This is a genomic window from Kitasatospora paranensis (genome assembly GCF_039544005.1).
GTDB lineage: Bacteria > Actinomycetota > Actinomycetes > Streptomycetales > Streptomycetaceae > Kitasatospora > Kitasatospora paranensis.
Genome location: NZ_BAABKV010000001.1, coordinates 5,175,468 through 5,189,719 on the forward strand (window position 1 = coordinate 5,175,468; position 14,252 = coordinate 5,189,719).

The window sequence follows — 14,252 nt, forward strand, 5'->3', positions numbered from 1 at the left end:
TTTCGACACCGGCGCGCCGGCCGGTCAGTTGAGCCGGTTGCGGGCCGACCGGGCCTCCAGCCTGACCTTGCCCGCGCTCTCCGGATCGAAGGCGTCCAGGATCTGGGCGTAGGAGTCCATCTCGGCCGCGCCGCCGAGGAAGTCCCCGGTGCGGACGAGGATCTCCGCGCGCTCCAGCCGCAGTTGGGCGGGGTGGCGGGGCAGCAGCAGGGCCAGTTCGGTGGCCCACAGCTGGGCGCGGGCGTGCTCCGGGCGCTCGGACGCCCAGCCGCGGATGTTGCCGAGGACGCGCAGCACGATGTCCAGTGGCTGTGCGGGGGTGAGCAGTTCCGGGCCGAACCGGTGGCCGGCGGCGGCCGTGAGCCGGGCCGCGTCGTCCAGGTCGAGCAGCCGGCCGCCGTGGAACGGGTCGGCCAGCACGTACTCGTCGCCGCCGCCCGGCGGACCGACCGCGACGATGAAGTGGCCCGGCAGGGCGATGCCGTGGACGGTCAGCCCGGCGCGTGCGGCCACCCCGATCCAGACCAGCGACAGGGTGATCGGCAGGCCGCGGCGGCGCCGCAGGACCTCCGGCAGCAGCGAGGACTCCAGCCGCCGGTAGTCGGTCTGCCGGCCGTGGAAGCGCTCGCGCCCGCCGAGCACCGCGGCGAGCAGCGCCGCGGTCTCCTCCGGCCCGCGGGGGCGGCGTTCGGCGACCGCCTGCCGGACGGCCGCGGCGTGCCGGTCCAGGGCCGCCTGACAGCCCGACAGCAGCTCGTCCAGGGTGGGCGGCGGCTCCTGGTCCCGGCCCTCTCCCGGCACCCTGTCCAGCAGTTGCTCGGCGGCCGCGAGCAGGCACAGCAGCACCGGGTCGGGGTGCTCGGCCCGGGCCTCGGTACGGAAGCGGATTCTGCTCTGCTCGGTCACTGCTGCCTTCGCTGGGGCGGAAGTGGCGGACATGAACGCTACCGCTGGGGAAGGCGGGCGTAGTGGTAAGTGTGACTGGTCGTGAAGCCCAGCCGGTCGTACAGGGCGATCGCCCCGGTGTTCTCCGCCTCGACCTGGAGGTACGCGGCCGTCGCGCCCTCCTCGGCGGCGCGGGCGGCGAGCACCGCCATCACGGCGGTGGCCAGCCCCGCCCGGCGGGCGTACGGGTCGACCTCGATGGCGCCGAAGCAGGCCCACGGGCCGTCCACGGCGAGCCGGCCGATGGCCACGGGGGTGCCGCCGCCCGGGTCGGGCACGGTGGCGAACCAGACGGAGGGGCCGCCGTGCAGCACCGAGGCGGCGGCCCGCTCGACGGCCGGGTCGTCGCCGACCCGGCGGTAGCGGGACATCCAGCGGGCGTCCGCGGTGCGCGACAGCCGGACCCGCTCGTGGCCGGAGCCCAGCCGGGCCAGCGGGCCGAGCGGGGCGGTGCGCACCAGGGTCGGCGCGTATCCGGCGCCGAGATGGTCGAGTTCGGCGGTCAGGTCGGCCGGCGAGCCGGGGCTGATCACCTCGACGTAGGCGGGCAGGGAGCGGGCCGCGTACCAGTCGGTGACCTCGGCGAGGGCCTGCGGCAGCGGCCGGCCGGGGTCGCCCAGGGCCTGGACGGAGTTGGCCCGCCGGGTGAATCCGGCCGAGGCCCGCAGCGTCCACGCGCCCATCGGCTCCTGCTCGACGGCGGGCCAGCCGCGGCCGGCCGTCCGCTGGAGGGCGACCGGGTCGACGGCGGGCGGGGCGACGGTGCGGGCCGGGAAGAGCGGTACCGTCTTGCCGGCGACCAGCCGGTCGGCACGGAAGGTGACCGGGTCGCCACTGCGCGGGATCACCGTCAGCCCGGTTTCGTCCCAGGATGCGAGCACGCCGACCGCATCGCGGAACACGGGACGCCCGTCCACCACCTCGGAGACACGCCGCACCGAGACACGTCGTCCCACGTCAGAGGGGTTTATCCGGACTTCGGGGCGGCCTGCCGCCGGGCTTCCACCGGACATCGAGCGTACCTCCTGTGCAATTGCGTCCTCTGACCCGCGATACTAGGGGCGGGCATCGACGACGCCGCGCTCACCCGCGCACGCAAGCAAACAGTTTGGGCCGCCAGCCCTTCCGAGGAGGAACGACAGCGTGACCTACGTCATCGCGCAGCCTTGTGTCGACGTCAAGGACAAGGCGTGCATCGAAGAGTGCCCGGTTGACTGCATCTACGAGGGCGAGCGCTCGCTCTACATCCACCCGGATGAGTGTGTCGACTGCGGCGCCTGCGAGCCGGTCTGCCCGGTCGAGGCGATCTTCTACGAGGACGACACTCCGGAGGAGTGGAAGGACTACTACAAGGCGAACGTCGAGTTCTTCGACGAGCTGGGCTCGCCCGGCGGCGCCTCGAAGCTCGGCCTGATCGAGAAGGACCACCCGTTCATCGCGGCCCTTCCGCCGCAGAACGCCGACCACTGATCGGTGACAGTCGAGTCGTGAGCACCAATCACACCGCGCGCGCGCCGTTCCCGGGTCACCCGGGGGCGGCGCGTCGCGTCTCCGAGCTGCTGCCGGTTTTCCCCTGGGACCGGCTGGAGCCGTACAAGCGCACTGCCCTCGCCCACCCGGGCGGGATCTGCGACCTTTCCGTCGGCACCCCGGTCGACCCGGTGCCGGAGGTGATCCAGAAGGCGCTGGCCGCCGCCACGGACACCCCGGGCTATCCGACCGTCTGGGGCCCGCTGGAGCTGCGCGAGGCCGTCGCCGGCTGGCTGCACCGCCGGGTCGGCGCCGAGATCGGCCCGCAGGCCGTGCTGCCCACCGTCGGCTCCAAGGAGCTGGTGGCCTGGCTGCCCGGCCAGCTGGGTCTGGGGCCCGGCGACCAGGTCGCCTACCCCCGCCTGGCCTACCCGACGTACGAGGTCGGTGCCCGCCTCTGCGGCGCCGAGCCGGTGGCGTACGACGACGTGGCGGAGCTGGACGGCTCCCGGGTACGGCTGCTGTGGCTGAACTCGCCGTCCAACCCGACCGGCCGGGTGCTGTCCGCGGACGAGCTGCGCCGGGCCGTCGCCTGGGCCAGGGAGCACGGCGCTCTGCTGGTCAGCGACGAGTGCTACCTGGAGCTGGGCTGGGAGGCGGAGCCGGTCTCGGTGCTGCACCCCGAGGTCTGCGGCGGGTCGCACCTGGGCCTGCTGGCCGTCCACTCGCTCTCCAAGCGGTCCAATCTGGCCGGTTACCGTGCCTCGTTCGTCGCGGGCGACGAGGTCGTCGTCCGGGAGCTGCTGGAGATCCGCAAGCACGGCGGCATGATCGTGCCGGCCCCGGTGCAGGCGGCGACCGTCGCGGCCCTGGCGGACGACGCGCACGTCGCCGAGCAGCGGGCCCGCTACGCGGCCCGGCGCACGGCCCTGCGCGGGGCCCTGGAGGCGTACGGCTTCACCATCGAGCACTCCGAGGCGAGCCTCTACCTGTGGGCCACCCAGGGGCGGCCCTGCTGGGAGACGGTCGCCGAGCTCGCCGAGCTGGGCGTGCTGGTGGCGCCCGGCGACTTCTACGGGCCCGCCGGGGACCGGCACGTCCGGGTGGCGTTCACCGCCACGGACGAGCGGGTCCGGGCGGTCGTGGAGCGGCTCGGCGGCTGACCGCGCCGGACGCGGCATGCGAGGAGGGCCGGCCCCGAACGGGGCCGGCCCTCCTCGCATGCGGTGCGGTGGCGGGGCGTCAGCCGGCCAGGTGGCCGCCGCCGATGCCGCCGAGCAGGGCGCCGACCGGGCCGATGCCGCTGAGCAGGTCGGTCGGGTTGGAACCCAGCGAGGGCATGCCGCCGAGCCGGTTCTCGGCGGCGGGCGCGCCGGTCAGCGAGTCGAGCGCGCCGGCGGCCGGGAGCGACTTGGTGAGGCCGCCGGTCGGCAGGGCGCCGGTGAGCGCGCCGGTCGGCAGGCCCCCGGTGGGCAGGGCGCCGGTCACCGTGCTCAGCGGGGAGGCGGCGGCGGCGCTGCGGGTGCCGGGCACCGCGGGCACCAGCTTGCCGGCGACGGCCGGGCCGGCCCGGTCGATCAGGGCGGGCGCCACCTGGCCGGCGATGGTGGAGAGCGCACCGGTGGCGGCGGTGGTCTTGCCGGCGGTGTTGGTGACCGGGCCCAGGGCCTGGTCGGCGTCCGGCAGGGCGGCGGCCACGGTGTGGCCGGCCGCGTCGCTGGTGGCCGGGACGCCGGTGGCGACGGTCGCGGCACCGGTGGCGCCGGCCGACTGGCCGAGCTCGTGGGCGGCGTCCTGCACGGTGCCGCCGGGGGAGTCGAGCTGGGTGAGGCCGGACCCCAGGTCGGTCCCCTGCGGCACCAGGTCGGCGGCGGAGGCGGAGCCGGCCGCGATCAGGGGAGTCGCTCCGGCTGCGACGAGCAGGGCGGCCTGGGCGATCCGGCGCTTGAGGGGGTGGGACATGGTGCTCCTCAGGGATGACGGGCAGGGCGGTCCGCCGGGCGGACGCCGTGCTTACCGCTCAGGAGGCGGGAAGGTTTCGGCCCCTCAAGGTAAAGGGCAAGCAAAGATCACACGATCGTCTTTGCGCCGGGGGCTCTTCCAGGCCAGCTCCGGAGGCGGTTGCAGAAACGTCACTTCCCTTGCGGGGCCCGGCAAGCAAGGGTGCCGCCCAGGCCCCTTGCGGCGGCCGCCCCGCCGCCTGCCGGAGGTCCACCCGGGTTGACCCGAATCACCCGGCAGGCGGTAGCCCGCTCATCTGTCCGTCAACCTGCCGTCACGTCTTCGCGGGTGCCCCGAGGGTGAGCAGCACCCGGTCGGACGGCGCGTCCGCGGACTGCGGCTTCCACCCGTCCGAGGGCCGGTCGAACCGCCACACCTGCCCGTCGTAGGCCACCGTGCCGATACCCAGCACCTGGGCCTGCGCGACCGCCCACTGCGCCACCGCCCAGCCCGACTGCCGCAGGTCGTCCGACCCGGTCGAGGCGGCGGCCTGCGGGCTCAGCGCCAGCACCGTCCGCGGGTCCTTGGCCGCCTTCGTGGCCGGCGCGACCGCCACCACCCGGCCGAACTCGCGCCTCACCCGGTCGGTCACGGCCTGCGAGCGCTGCGCGGCCGAGCTCGGCGGCGCGGCCGCGGGCACGGCCGAGACCGCCGACGACGGCGTCGGCGAACCGGAGGCGTCGGCCACCGGGTCGTCCAGCTCGTGCACCACGCAGTTCAGCGCGGCCGGCTCCCGCCCGGTGAGCACCGAGGAGACCAGCATCGCGTTCGACTCGTGCTTGGCGTACGCCTGCGGGTAGCCGCTCTTCTGCACCTGCTGGGCCGCGTCCGTCAGCGGCATCCGCGCGTAGCCCTGGATCTTCACCAGGCCGTCCAGGAACTTGTTGGTCGCGTACACCGGGTCCTGGATCTGCGCCGCGGTGCCCCAGCCCTGCGACGGGCGCTGCTGGAAGAGGCCGATCGAGTCGCGGTCACCGCCCACCAGGTTGTGCAGCTTCGACTCCTGCATCGCGGTCGCCAGGGCGATCGTCACCGCCCGCTCCGGCAGCCCGCGGGACAGCGCCACCGAGGTGATCGTCGCCGCGTTGGCCGCCTGCGCCAGGTCCAGTGTCCCGGAGCCCGCCGCGGTGGTGATCCGGCAGCCCTCCGGCGGCACCGTCAGCCGGTCCCGGTTGAACCAGAGCAGCACGCCCGCGGCCAGCGACAGCACCACCAGGCCGACCAGCAGCCGGCGCAGCAGACGGGAACGGCGCCGCCGCCTGCCACCCGGTGCCGCCGCGGCACCACCCGGTCCGCCATCCGACCACTCGGCCACCGCCGCCCCTCTCGTCCGCTCCGTCGCCCGCACACCGTACCCACTCGGACGGCCGGGCAGCTCCGCCCGGTTGCGTCCGGCGCCCGCCGACCGGGCCGCCACCGATACGCTAAACCACCATGAGCAGCCCGAACACGCCCCTCGACCTGACCCTCGACGGCGGTGCGCTGACCGCCCGGCTGGTCGACTTCCCGTCCGTCAGCGGCGACGAGCAGCCCCTCGCCGACGCGGTCGAGGCCGCCCTGCGCGCCCTCCCGCACCTGACCGTCGACCGGTACGGCAACAACGTGGTCGCCCGGACGGACCTCGGCCGGGCCGAGCGGGTGCTGCTCGCCGGGCACCTCGACACCGTGCCGATCGCCGACAACCTCCCGTCGTACGTCGAGGGCGACCTGCTCTACGGCTGCGGCACCTCCGACATGAAGTCCGGCGTCGCCGTGCAGCTGCGACTGGCCGCCACCCTCACCGAGCCCGACCACGACCTCACCTTCGTGTTCTACGACTGCGAGGAGATCGAGGCCTCCCGCAACGGCCTGGGCCGGCTCGCGGCCGAGCACCCCGACTGGCTCGCCGCCGACTTCGCGGTGCTGATGGAGCCCAGCGGCGCCGTCGTCGAGGGCGGCTGCCAGGGCACCCTGCGCGCCGACGTCACGCTGACCGGCACCCGCGCCCACTCGGCCCGCAGCTGGCTCGGCGACAACGCCATCCACAAGGCCGTCGAGGTGCTGCGGCGGCTCTCGGAGTACCGGCCGCGCCGGGTGGTCATCGACGGCCTGGAGTACCGCGAGGGCCTGAACGCCACCCGCATCGACGGCGGGGTGGCCGGCAACGTCATCCCCGACGAGTGCCGGGTGCACGTGAACTTCCGCTACGCCCCGGACCGTTCCGAGGCGGAGGCGGCCGACCACGTCCGCGAGGTGTTCGAGGGCTTCGACGTCACCGTCACCGACACCGCGCCGGGCGCCCTGCCCGGACTCGACCGGCCCGCCGCGCAGGCGTTCCTGGCCGCGGTCGGCGGCGAGGCGCGGGCCAAGTTCGGCTGGACGGACGTCGCCCGGTTCAGCGCGCTCGGCGTCCCGGCGGTCAACTACGGGCCGGGCGATCCCAACCTCGCCCACAAGCGGGACGAGCACTGCTCGCTCACCGCGATCGCCGAGGTCGAGGAGCGTCTGCGGGCCTGGTTGACCGGCTCCTGACGGCCATCGCGAGGTTGCCCGCCGTTCGCCGTAATCGGTGGACGGCGGGCGTAGGGTTTCGTCATGACAGGCACTGGAGACGAAAAGCACTACGGGCACGGTCCCGAAGAAGTCGACGCGCCCGAACGCAAGAAGCCCTGGCCCGAGAAGCAGAAGGGCCCGGTGCTGCTGCGGCGCGACCAGGTCGGCACCAGCACCACCGACCAGCGGCTGCTGGACACCACCGGCCCCACCGACTGGCTGCACACCGATCCGTGGCGGGTCCTGCGGATCACCTCGGAGTTCGTCGAAGGGTTCGGGGCGCTCGCCGAACTTCCGGCCTCCATCAGCGTGTTCGGCTCCGCCCGGACCCCGGTCGACTCGCCCGAGTACGCCGCCGGGGTGGCCATCGGCCGGGCCCTCGCCGAGGCCGGCTACGCGGTGATCACCGGCGGCGGCCCGGGTGCGATGGAGGCCGCCAACCGCGGCGCCTCCGACGCCGGCGGCCTGAGCGTCGGCCTGGGCATCGAGCTCCCCTTCGAGCAGGGCCTCAACGAGTTCGTCGACCTGGGGCTCAACTTCCGCTACTTCTTCGTCCGCAAGACGATGTTCGTGAAGTACGCGCAGGGCTTCGTGGTGCTGCCCGGCGGCCTCGGCACGCTGGACGAGCTGTTCGAGGCGCTCACCCTGGTGCAGACCCGCAAGGTGACCCGCTTCCCGGTGGTGCTCTTCGGCAGCGCCTACTGGGGCGGCCTGGTCGACTGGCTGAAGAACACCCTGATCGCCGAGGGCAAGGCCTCGCCGCAGGACCTGGAGCTGTTCCACGTGGTCGACGAGGTCGAGGACGTGCTGAAGATCCTGGCGGAGACCCGCAGGCCGAACGGCACCCAGGTCTGAGCCGGACGGCTACGCGAGCCCCCGGCGGGCGACCGCCGGGGGCCGGGTGCCGCGGATCGACGCCACCATGTCGAGTACCTGCCGGGTCTCGGCGACCTGGTGGACCCGGTACACCTGCGCGCCGAGCCAGGCCGAGACCGCGGTGGTGGCCAGCGTGCCGAGCAGCCGCTCGTCGACCGGCCGGTCCAGCGTCTCGCCGACGAAGTCCTTGTTGGAGAGCGAGACCAGCACCGGGAAGCCGGTCGCGGTCATCTCCGGCAGCCGCCGGGTCGCCTCCAGCGAGTGCCAGGTGTTCTTGCCGAAGTCGTGGCCCGGGTCGATGATCAGCGCGTCCCGCCGGACGCCGAGCTCCGCGGCGCGCTCCGCCAGCCCCACGGTGACCCGCAGGATGTCCGCCATCACGTCCTCGTACCCCGCCCGGTGCGGCCGGGTGCGCGGCTCGGCGCCGCCCGCGTGGGTGCAGACCAGGCCGACGTCGTACCGGGCGGCGACCTCGGCGAGCTTCGGGTCGACCCCGCCCCAGGCGTCGTTCAGCAGGTCGGCGCCGACCTCGCAGACCGCCTCGCCGACCTCGTGCCGCCAGGTGTCCACGCTGATCACCGCGTCCGGGTGGCGCTTGCGCAGCTCGGCCACGAACGGGACGGTGCGGCGCAGCTCCTCCTCGACGGTGACCTCCTCGCCCGGGCCGGCCTTGACCCCGCCGATGTCCAGGATCGCCGCGCCCTCGGCCACCGCACGGTCCGCGGCGGCGAACGCGGCGTCGTCGGCGAAGGTGGCGCCGCGGTCGAAGAAGGAGTCCGGGGTGCGGTTGACGATGGCCATGATCACGAGTTCGTCCTTGCCGAACTCCCGCGGGCCGAGACGCAAGTCCACCGGAATCTCCTCCACAGCTCGCCCGGGTGCAATGATGGGCCCCGGCCTGTCCGGGGACCATGATCCCACCATTGCCGGAGACGGGTCGCGGAGTATCGGAGGCGGCTCGTGTTCTGGGTGATCGTGGCGGCGATGGCCGTGGTGGTCGGCGGTGCGGCGCTGGTGGCGCTCGGCGGAGGCGGGGTGCTCCCGGAGGCGGTCCCGGACCGGATCGCCGCCCGGCTGCCGCAGGACCGGCCGCTGGCCCGGCACGACGTCGACGGGCTGCGGCTGCCGATGGCGGTGCGCGGCTACCGGATGGACGAGGTGGACGACGTGCTCGACCGGCTCGGCACCGAGCTGGCCCTGCGGGACTCCCGGATCGCCGAGCTGGAGGCGGCCGCCGTCGTCCGCGGCTCGGTCGAGGCGGCGCCGGACACCGCGGTGCTCGACGAGCCGCTGCCCGGCCTGGAGGAGTTCGCCGCGGTGATCGAGCCGGCTGCGGCACCGGCGGACGAGGCCGACGCCGGTGAGGACAGTGCCGCCGGCCCGGCCGTGGCCGGTGAGCAGGCCGCAGCCGAGCAGACCGCCGGTGAGGAGGCCGCAGCCGAGCAGACCGCCGGTGAGCAGGCCAAGGCCGACCTGGAGAAGAAGCAGAAGTGAGCGACGAGGCGACCGGCGCCGTCCCCGGCCCCGACGGCCTGCTGCGCTGCGGCTGGGGCCTGTCGGCCGAGGACTACCGGGAGTACCACGACACCGAGTGGGGCCGGCCGGTGCACGGCGACGACCCGCTCTTCGAGCGGGTCAGCCTGGAGGCGTTCCAGTCCGGGCTCTCCTGGATCACCATCCTGCGCCGCCGGGAGGGCTTCCGGGCGGCGTTCGCGGGCTTCCGGATCTCCGAGGTGGCCGGGTTCGGCCCCGCCGACACCGAGCGGCTCCTGCAGGACGCCGGCATCATCCGCAACCGGGCCAAGATCGAGGCGACGGTGGCCAACGCCCGCGCCGCGCTGGAGCTGGACGGCGGGCTGGACGCGCTGATCTGGCGGTACGCCGCCGACCCGGACCGCCCGGCCCCCGGACGCTCGCCGAGGTGCCGGCCGTGACCGCTGAGTCGACGGCGCTGGCCAAGGAGCTGAAGAAGCGCGGCTTCCGCTTCGTCGGGCCGACCACGGCGTACGCGCTGATGCAGGCCTGCGGCCTGGTCGACGACCACCTGGCGGACTGTCACGTCCGCACCTCCGGCGCCGCCGGCCGCCCGGCCGGGACCTGAGCGCTGCCCGGCCGGACAGGGCCCTGGCTCCGGCCGGCGCGGGCCGGCCCGGAGGCCGTCCGGGTCAGCGCCCGACGTACTTCGGCGTCTCCTTGGCGACGAAGGCGCGGACGGCGATGGTGTGGTCCTCGCTCTCCCCGGCCATGGTCTGCAGCTCGTCCTCCTTGTCGAGGAGCTCGCTCAGCGAGTGCGAGGCCGCGTACGCCAGCGACTCCTTGACGGCGCCGTAGGCGACGGTCGGGCCGGCCGCCAGCTGGGCGGCGAACTCCCGTGCGGTCGCTGCGAGTTCGACGCCCGGCACGACCCGGGTGGCGAGCCCGAGGTCGAGCGCCTCCGGGGCCTTCACGGTGCGCGGCAGCATCAGCAGCTCGGTCGCCCGGGCGTGCCCGACGAGCCGTGGCAGCGTCCAGGAGACCCCGGAGTCCGCGGTGAGCGCGACCCCCACGAAGGACGTGTTGAAGCCCGCCGTGTCGGCGACGATCCGGAAGTCGCAGGCGAACGCCAGGCCGGCGCCGGCGCCCGCCGCCACGCCGTTGACCGCGGCGACGGTGGGCTTGCGCATCCCGGCGAGCGCCCGCAGCAGCGGGTTGTAGTGCTCGGCCACCGTCCTCAGCGCGCCCTCGCCGGTCTCCTCGGCGTGCTTGAGCAGGCCCAGGTGCTCCTTGAGGTCCTGGCCGACGCAGAACGCCCGGTCGCCCGCCCCGGTCAGCAGCACCGCGCGGACCGCCGGGTCGCCGGCGGCCTCGACGACGGCGTCGCGCAGCGCGACCTTGGTGGCGACGTCCAGGGCGTTCATCGCGTCCGGGCGGTTGATGGTGATGACGGCGAGTGCGCCGTCGAGCTCGTACAGCACGGGGTCGGACATCGGGTGAGGGCTCCCTGGTGGTGGTCGGACGTCGGGTCGGCGGCCGTTCGGGACGGGCCGACCGGTTCAGCATGGCCCAGGGGGCGGCCGGCTGGGGAGTGTGAGGTAGCGCACGGTCCGGCCGCTGTCACGGGAGCACCCGAATGGGGCTTATGCACGGCGATGGCCCGGTATGGGAGAGTGCGGTCGCCGCTGCCCGGAGAGTGATGTTGGTCATCGGGGTGCGGGATGCGGGATAATGGCTTCCGATCAATGCGTTCGATACCGGCGGTGGACGGACCTCCGGTACGTAGCTGAGCGGTTGCAGGAAGGGGAACGAGCATGGCGGCCATGAAGCCGCGGACGGGTGACGGCCCGCTCGAGGTCACCAAAGAGGGGCGGGGCATCATCATGCGAGTTCCGCTCGAGGGCGGCGGTCGCCTGGTGGTGGAGCTGACGCCCGATGAGGCCGACGCCCTCGGCGAGGCTCTGAAGAAGGCCTGCGGCTGACGCAGCGGGTGCTCACCTCATCTCCTGGAGATGCCGGCAGGGCCCGGATCCGATCAGCGGATCCGGGCCCTGTGCCGTGCGGCGCCGGGCGGTGTTCCCGCCGCCCGCGGCGCGCCCGGCCCGGACGGGGTGTCAGCGCTTGACGGCGCAGAGCAGGCCGTCGCTGACCGGCAGCAGGGCGGGCAGCAGCCGGTCGCTCTCCCGGACCTCCCGGACGAGCTCGCGCACCGCGTGGGTCTGCGGGTCGTTCCGGTCGGGCTCGGCGAGCCGGCCCTGCTGGAAGACGCCCTCGAAGCAGACCATGCCGCCGGGCCGGAGCAGCCGCAACGATTCTGCAAGATAGGACTGCGACTCGGCCGGATCGCCGTCACAGAAGACCAGGTCGTACTGCCCGTCGGCGAGCCGCGGCAGCACGTCCAGCGCCCGCCCCGGGATGAACCGGGCCCGGTTCGGCGCGAAGCCGGCCGCCTGGTAGGCCTCGCGCGCGTACTGCTGGCGCACCGGCTCGCTGTCGACGGTGGTCAGCACGCCGTCCGGCCGCATGCCGCGCAGCAGGTAGACCCCGGACACGCCCGTCCCGGTGCCGATCTCGGCGACCGACTTGGCGTCCACCGCCGCCGCGAGCAGCCGCAGGAAGGCGCCGCCGCTGGGGCCGATCGCCCGTATCCCGGTGCGCGCCGACTGGGCCCGGGCGTAGGTCAGCACCGCGTCCTCGCCGACGTAGGTGTCGGCGAGCGCTGCGCGCTCTGGCCCGAACTCGGTGATGGCTGCCTCTTCCGGAGCGCCTGGTGCCGACCCGATGTCGACAATTTTCAGCCACAGATTACTGGCCGCCCGGGAACCGCGTCCGTCGGCGGGCCGTTGAAGGGGACAGGACTTGGCGATCAGGGTGCCGACGGCACCGTCGAGGCGGGCCGGCGGCCCGTCCGGGGGCGGTCTGGCACTTTATCCGGATCCGACGGGCGAGGTGGATATGGTGGTGGCCCTGCTGGGCAGAAGAGCCGACCGAGGAGGTGTGGCCGAGGGCGACGTCCCTGTGCAGCGGCACGTCCGCGGCACCTCGTCGGCCCGTACGCCGAAGCCCGTGATGAACCAGCCCGCGCACTCCCCCTGGACGCACACCCCGCGGCCGACGAGACGACGGCCGAGCCGGCCGCGCTCGCCACCTTCGCCGAGGGCCCCGACGCGCAGAGCTGGACGCCGCCCACCTGGGAGGAGATCGTCGAGGCGCACAGCGCCCGGGTCTACCGCCTGGCCTACCGGCTGACGGGCAATCAGCACGACGCCGAGGACCTCACGCAGGAGGTCTTCGTCCGGGTCTTCCGCTCGCTCTCCACCTACACGCCCGGCACCTTCGAGGGCTGGCTGCACCGCATCACCACCAATCTCTTCCTCGACATGGTGCGCCGCCGCCAGCGGATCCGCTTCGACGCCCTCGCCGAGGACGCCGCCGAGCGGCTGCCCAGCCGCGAGCCCAGCCCGGCCCAGCACTTCAGCGACACCCACTTCGACGCCGACGTCCAGCAGGCGCTGGACACCCTCGCGCCCGAGTTCCGCGCCGCCGTCGTCCTGTGCGACATCGAGGGCCTCTCCTACGAGGAGATCGCGGCCACCCTGGGCGTCAAGCTCGGGACGGTCCGCAGCCGGATCCACCGCGGCCGCTCGCACCTGCGCGCCGCCCTCAAGCACCGCGCGCCCAACGCCGCCCCCGGCCGACTGCGCCGCGGCGGCTCGGCCGAGCCCGTCCCGGTCGGCGCCGACCCCGGCGCGGCGGGTGGTCTCGACCGGAGGGGCTCGTGAGCGGCGGCGCCGCGGCAGGCGGCGGGCGGCTGGAGCCGGCCGGCCGGTCCCGGCGGGGCCCGTCCTGGGCCCAGCTCGGCCGGCGCGGCAGCGAGCAGGCGTACTCCGCCGACCCGTCGGGCGCGGTGGAGCTGCGATCCCTCCCCGTCCGGGCGGTGGGCGAGCCGGCCGAGGAGCACCATCTCGGCGACCGGCTCTCCGCCTACCTCGACGGCGAGCTCGGCCACGACTCCCGTGAGCGGGTCCAGGCCCACCTCGCGACCTGCCCCGACTGCCTCGCGGAGGCGGACGAGGGCCGTGCGGTCAAACACCTGCTGACCCGCACCGACACGCCCGACCCCTCCTCGACCCTGATGGCGCGCCTGATGGCGGTCGCCGCCCTGCCGGAGGACGAGCGCGGTGACGGCCCGGGGGCCGACGGCACCCCCGCGGCGGCCCCGCCCGTCGCGGGCACCCTCGGCGGCAGCCGGCTGACCGGCGGCTCGTTCGGCCGCGGCGCCGGTTCCTCGTTCGGCTCCGGCGCGCTCGGTGCGGACACCCCGATTCCCGGCGTCGACCCCCGGGCCGGCCTGCCGGGCCCCGGCGTCGTGTCCGACCGTCCCTTTCCGGCGGAGCGCCCCTTCGCCGCGGGCCTCCCGTCGGCGGGCGACCCGCGCGGCCCGGGGGCCCTGCGCAGCCTGACCGAACTCCGCGCCCGGCGCGGTCCGCTGCCCGTGCGCCCGTCGGCCGGTGTGCCCGAGCCGGCTGCGGCCGCCGCCACCGGCCGCCCGTCGGCGCCGTTCGGCCGCCGCTTCGTCTTCGCCGCCGCCGGGGCGTTCTCGGTGGCCGCGGTCACCCTGGGCGGTGTCGGTGGCCCCGCCACCGTCGGCGGCGAGGAGCAGCACGGCATCCGGGTCACCCCGGTGAGCGGTCCGGGCGCCGGCACCGCCCCGCTGGTCGCCCAGCTGCCCGCGGACTTCCCGATGATGCCGGTGGTGGCCTCGCAGGCCCCGGCGGCCGTCCCGCAGCCCGCGGGGACGAATCTCCCGGGTGACGCGTTCTTCCCGCACCACCTGCTCCGCTAGGAGGCCCGGGAGGCGGGGCCGGCGAAGGCCGGCGGGCCGCCTCCGGCCCGCCGAGTGGTCTTCGCCACCGCTTCACCGGGCTGCGGGGTCACATCGGGGTGTCGGCCAT

15 protein-coding genes and 1 pseudogene are annotated in these 14,252 nt (G+C 74.8%); 9 read left to right on the top strand and 7 right to left on the bottom strand.

Translation table 11 applies throughout. The features are described 5' to 3' along the window. Positions 1-24: 24 nt before the first annotated feature. Together ABEB13_RS24935 and ABEB13_RS24940 are read right to left on the bottom strand one after the other, a co-directional pair. Complete coding sequence (locus ABEB13_RS24935; protein WP_417466423.1) at positions 25-906, bottom strand: transglutaminase family protein; 882 nt, start codon at positions 904-906, stop codon at positions 25-27. A 38-nt stretch (positions 907-944) separates the two neighbouring features. Continuing rightward, positions 945-1,958, bottom strand: coding sequence for a GNAT family N-acetyltransferase (locus ABEB13_RS24940; protein WP_425559908.1), 1,014 nt, complete (start codon positions 1,956-1,958; stop codon positions 945-947). A 130-nt stretch (positions 1,959-2,088) separates the two neighbouring features. Here ABEB13_RS24940 and fdxA point away from each other — a divergent pair, with 130 nt between their 5' ends. Both fdxA and dapC read left to right on the top strand, forming a co-directional pair. Next, a complete protein-coding gene (fdxA, locus tag ABEB13_RS24945; RefSeq protein WP_100888674.1) occupies positions 2,089-2,415 on the top strand; it encodes a ferredoxin in 327 nt (108 codons plus the stop codon). A 17-nt stretch (positions 2,416-2,432) separates the two neighbouring features. Continuing rightward, complete coding sequence (gene dapC / locus ABEB13_RS24950) at positions 2,433-3,578, top strand: succinyldiaminopimelate transaminase (RefSeq protein WP_345707275.1); 1,146 nt, start codon at positions 2,433-2,435, stop codon at positions 3,576-3,578. A gap of 79 nt (positions 3,579-3,657) precedes the next feature. On the opposite strand, the gene ABEB13_RS24955 is transcribed toward dapC, so the two are convergent. Both ABEB13_RS24955 and ABEB13_RS24960 read right to left on the bottom strand, forming a co-directional pair. Then, positions 3,658-4,377, bottom strand: coding sequence for a hypothetical protein (locus ABEB13_RS24955; RefSeq protein ID WP_345707276.1), 720 nt, complete (start codon positions 4,375-4,377; stop codon positions 3,658-3,660). A 313-nt stretch (positions 4,378-4,690) separates the two neighbouring features. Further along, positions 4,691-5,731: a VldE C-terminal domain-containing protein gene (locus tag ABEB13_RS24960; RefSeq protein ID WP_345707277.1), complete on the bottom strand. Its 1,041-nt coding sequence runs from the start codon at positions 5,729-5,731 to the stop codon at positions 4,691-4,693. 119 nt (positions 5,732-5,850) lie between these two features. Here ABEB13_RS24960 and dapE point away from each other — a divergent pair, with 119 nt between their 5' ends. After that, positions 5,851-6,927 carry a succinyl-diaminopimelate desuccinylase gene (gene dapE, locus ABEB13_RS24965; protein WP_345707278.1) on the top strand — a complete coding sequence of 359 codons (1,077 nt, stop codon included), beginning with the start codon at positions 5,851-5,853 and terminating at the stop codon, positions 6,925-6,927. A 63-nt stretch (positions 6,928-6,990) separates the two neighbouring features. Beyond that, the gene (locus ABEB13_RS24970) at positions 6,991-7,803 is read left to right on the top strand and encodes an LOG family protein (RefSeq protein ID WP_100888671.1); all 813 of its coding nucleotides are present in this window, start codon (positions 6,991-6,993) and stop codon (positions 7,801-7,803) included. Positions 7,804-7,812: 9 nt separating this feature from the next. Here ABEB13_RS24970 and folP read toward each other — a convergent pair whose 3' ends face one another. Beyond that, positions 7,813-8,625: a dihydropteroate synthase gene (gene folP, locus ABEB13_RS24975; RefSeq protein WP_345709814.1), complete on the bottom strand. Its 813-nt coding sequence runs from the start codon at positions 8,623-8,625 to the stop codon at positions 7,813-7,815. Positions 8,626-8,784: 159 nt separating this feature from the next. On the opposite strand from folP, the gene ABEB13_RS24980 reads away from it, so the two are divergent. Together ABEB13_RS24980 and ABEB13_RS24985 are read left to right on the top strand one after the other, a co-directional pair. Continuing rightward, positions 8,785-9,318: a DivIVA domain-containing protein gene (locus ABEB13_RS24980; RefSeq protein WP_345707279.1), complete on the top strand. Its 534-nt coding sequence runs from the start codon at positions 8,785-8,787 to the stop codon at positions 9,316-9,318. After that, positions 9,315-9,925: pseudogene (locus tag ABEB13_RS24985) on the top strand (DNA-3-methyladenine glycosylase I). The gene ABEB13_RS24980 and the pseudogene ABEB13_RS24985 overlap by 4 nt, the downstream one beginning before the upstream one ends. A 64-nt stretch (positions 9,926-9,989) precedes the next feature. Here the strand turns inward: ABEB13_RS24985 and ABEB13_RS24990 are convergent. After that, positions 9,990-10,790 (bottom strand): enoyl-CoA hydratase-related protein, encoded by an 801-nt coding sequence (locus ABEB13_RS24990; protein ID WP_345707280.1) that lies wholly within the window; start codon positions 10,788-10,790, stop codon positions 9,990-9,992. Positions 10,791-11,111: 321 nt separating this feature from the next. On the opposite strand from ABEB13_RS24990, the gene ABEB13_RS24995 reads away from it, so the two are divergent. Further along, entirely contained in the window at positions 11,112-11,279 is a 168-nt protein-coding gene (locus ABEB13_RS24995; RefSeq protein WP_014137929.1) for a DUF3117 domain-containing protein, read from the top strand. Between the two features lie 132 nt (positions 11,280-11,411). Here the strand turns inward: ABEB13_RS24995 and ABEB13_RS25000 are convergent, their stop codons facing one another. Beyond that, a complete protein-coding gene (locus tag ABEB13_RS25000; RefSeq protein WP_380232127.1) occupies positions 11,412-12,080 on the bottom strand; it encodes an O-methyltransferase in 669 nt (222 codons plus the stop codon). 309 nt (positions 12,081-12,389) lie between these two features. Here ABEB13_RS25000 and sigE point away from each other — a divergent pair, with 309 nt between their 5' ends. Then, on the top strand, positions 12,390-13,079 hold the full coding sequence (gene sigE, locus ABEB13_RS25005) for an RNA polymerase sigma factor SigE (protein WP_345709815.1): 690 nt from the start codon (positions 12,390-12,392) through the stop codon (positions 13,077-13,079). Beyond that, complete coding sequence (locus ABEB13_RS25010; protein ID WP_345707281.1) at positions 13,076-14,143, top strand: zf-HC2 domain-containing protein; 1,068 nt, start codon at positions 13,076-13,078, stop codon at positions 14,141-14,143. The genes sigE and ABEB13_RS25010 overlap by 4 nt, the downstream gene beginning before the upstream one ends. Positions 14,144-14,252: the final 109 nt, after the last annotated feature.